Annotated in this window: 2 protein-coding genes; both read right to left on the bottom strand. The window is 40.1% G+C overall.

Annotated elements, in window-relative coordinates; genetic code table 11:
• Positions 1-74: 74 nt before the first annotated feature.
• Entirely contained in the window at positions 75-2696 is a 2622-nt protein-coding gene (locus L1D46_RS20070) for a hypothetical protein (RefSeq protein ID WP_239978125.1), read from the bottom strand.
• Positions 2696-3307, bottom strand: coding sequence for a hypothetical protein (locus L1D46_RS20065; RefSeq protein WP_205987952.1), 612 nt, complete (start codon positions 3305-3307; stop codon positions 2696-2698). Before L1D46_RS20065 ends, L1D46_RS20070 begins: the two co-directional genes overlap by 1 nt.
• Between the last annotated feature and the right edge of the window lie 223 nt (positions 3308-3530).

Genomic DNA, 3530 nt, shown 5'->3' with positions numbered 1-3530 from the left:
CTTTAATATAGTTAAATTAAAGACCCACTTACTAAGTTACTAAGTGGGCCTTTAATTATTAACACGACAAAGTATTAGTCATCTAAATGCGCGCAGCGACCAAACTCAGCACCAAGTTTAACAGCTTCAACTACTTGCTTAGGGAAGCTAAGCTCACGGTCGCGCCCGTTATCACATACGAAGGCTTTATTAGCATCAACTTCTATTGACAATGTTAGTCCTGCTACACCGGCCATAATCTCAGAGCCGTTCGCACTTAAGCCAAACATGTTATCAGTTAAGATACCTTTTGCCTCGCTTACACCTTGTTTCCCAAAGAATTCCTCTGTTGACATCCAACCGATACCTTCAAGGTAAATAGCGCCAACAAAACCGCCCGCTAATCCACTACCAGCGCGGCCAGTAATTACTGACAAGTCGTCGTTTGCATCAAGTACAATGATTGAAGGTAAGCCAAAGCCTAATTCAACTAATTCTTCATGGCTGTAGCCTAAGTCACAATAGTTTGTCCAAAAACTTACCGCAGGAATGTTGTCACACCAACGTAAACTACCAATTTTCTGCGTTGTATTAGATACGGTATCCCATAGTTTAACGCCAGCAGAGCGACGGTTTTCGATAGCACCAAAGGCAACATAACGACCATTTTCAGAGATAACTGAATTGTCGATTGCACCAAACTCAGTATAGGTATCTACAAACTCACCATTAACCCAAGCAATTTGAGTAAAACCATTTGTTGAGCCTGTAATTGTTTCCCCATTACCCGAAATACGATCAGCACGGGCCCATGCTGTGCGACGGATCTCTGTATCACCATCCACTAAAGCGATTTCTTTACCAGAATTATAGGAGCGATCAACCATTTTAGTACCTGGTAATAAGTTCGCTTTGCCTGTTTTAACATCCCATACGGTTGGAATTCCTACAGATCTAGCGCCTTCACCTTCTGCACAGCGGTTCGTACCATCATATGGGAAACGTGTATTACCAACGACAAGTTTACCTGCATCATCCATATCCCAGATGCTATGCGAGCTATCACCTTGTTGACTCGATAATGTGCAGCTATTACCAGTTAAATCTTCAAGCATTGATACATGGCCAGAGTTAATATCCCATACTCCACCTTGCATAATACCGTTATCATTAAAGTGTGCTGTAATAGCTGCTTTAGTGGCAGTTTTATTCATAGCAGTGTTTGTAGAGCTTAATAAGGCGTAACCATCAGGGCTTACTAGAGTATCAAACGATTTAGTCGCACTGTCATATAAAAATGGAATACCTGATGATGTAGTTCCTAGTGCCTTTTTACCATTTTTAGCGTGATCCACCACAAACGCTGAAACCAATGGCGTATACTGAATACCATCTTGATAACCGTTAAAGAACATCTCAACTTGTTTAGTTTCACCTGCAGAAACAACAATTTCAGTTAGGGCACACGCATTGTCGATACTTGGATTAGCACTTTCATCTTCATTCCAATACTCTGCTTCTGACAGAATATTTGTTTGCTGAGTTGGGTAACCCCCAGTATTAATCTCTTGAGTGTAAAGTGCATAACGCGCACCTGGCGTTAAGCCATTAATAGTGAATGAGCCATCTGGGCCAATTCGACCTTGAGTCATATTACCAGACTGTTGAGTGATCACATCTTCATAAGGGTTATCAAGGTTTCGAGCTATCAAGTTAATACCTGAATACTCAACGCCTTCTTTTGTAAAAAGCTTTCCTCGAATACTACCAAACTTTGATTTGTATTCCTCTGTAGGATAAAGGTCAGAAATATTAACAATATCGTCTTTTACATTAATTGTGTGCTGATTAGAGCCTGCGCTTGAACGAACATTAATAAATGGGAACATTGTTTCAATAGCAGAAAAATCAAGCATACTTGAGCTGGTAAATTCAGTAACTCCAGTACAACCAGGTACACCATCGTATTGTGGGCTATAGCTTGCCGACATATAAACTAAGTGACCGTTAGCCTGCGAGTGAGACATATTGATCGCATGACCAAACTCATGGGTAAATACCCCACCAACTTGCGTGCCATCAGTATCATTAATATCTACATACCAACCGTTCATTAAAGCTGTCGCTTCAATAATCTCACCAGTTTCCTCATCTGCCCACTCAGGGAATGCAATACCCAATACTGAGTCGCGGGACACACCAAAATAGTTTTCTAAAATGCCGCCATCAGTGTCGTAATTGACCCAAAACCCATAACCGTTCTCAACACCATAAATTTGGTCTACATTTTCAGCGGTTACATCCGCAATGCCTGTTTTCTCAAAAATAGTACCTTGCACTGACATCTCAAAAGTCGATGTCTCTACATCCGACCACTCTTTCACAGCATTTGCTGTTACCGCATTAGCTTGTTCAATTGTTAAAAATGTATAATCACGTTCAAGCTCTGTATTAGCAGGGATTATTGTGCCATCAGGTAAAGTAACATCAATGTTAAATACAGTGCCTTTTTCAAGTACCGTGAAGGTTTCAACATCGTTACCATCTTTATCTTTGATAAGTTGACCGCCATCAGTCCATACTGGAATACTGCCTTTTGAGGTGTCCCATTTGTATGGCTGCATTGTCGGTTCATGAATATAAAGTGGACCGCCTGCTAAAACACCCGTTGAAACAGTTGCAAGGACTAAAGCTGCTGAGATTTTAGAAAATTTCATTATTGTTGTACTCCAGAAAATTTACCCACTAAATCCATGAAAACACCTACATCAACCGCACCAGGTGTGGTTAAAAGGTTTTGTTGTTCAGTTGACAACTTACTGGTGTCCACCCCTTCAAAAACACCATGATTAGCAAAACGATTTTCTACCTTTCCATTTCGCACCACAAACTTACCTTGAGCGAGACCTACTGTAGTTTGAAAACCTGTGATTGAGGCTGGTTTATACATAAAAGCAATCACTTGTTCACCTTCACGCCATTTAGAAAAGCCTTCTGGTGTTGCACCTAAATACACTTTGCCATTGCCCATTGAGCGAGGCTTAATCAAACCAAACTGGCGAAATGTGTAAGTAGAGTTGCCTTTTAACTTGCCTTTGGCATCTGAAGACACCTTAATAGTTACTTCAGTATATGGACGATTGTTATCAAAACCATCTGTTACACTTACCACCTGACCAGCAATAATACTTTGTGACTCAGCTGTCATTTCTTGCAAATTTTGTTGTTTTAATTTCATTGCATTCGCTGCTGGCGAAAGTGTCATCATCGTGCCTAAAGCAAAGGCTGAAGCACATGACAGCTTGGTAAACGCGCTGCGTAATTTCATTGTTATCTCCTTCAATTATTCGAATTGTTATCTCAGAATCGGACTTTGCAAATGACAAAGTAGCAATCCATTGCTAATTTATGACTGAATAAAAGTTGGAATTCACGTAAAACCATGTAGCGTTTTGTACACTAAAAATTAACATTTAGGTTACAGCATTATGTGAACTTTTCTTTTGAGGCTAGCTATAAGCGAACGAGAAAAATATAATAAGAGATTAATT

It is taken from the genome of Pseudoalteromonas sp. Isolate3 (assembly GCF_022398505.1).
Taxonomy (GTDB): Bacteria; Pseudomonadota; Gammaproteobacteria; order Enterobacterales; family Alteromonadaceae; genus Pseudoalteromonas; species Pseudoalteromonas apostichopi.
The sequence above is the reverse complement of the archived record's forward strand: the minus strand, read 5'-3'. Positions and strand labels throughout refer to the sequence as shown.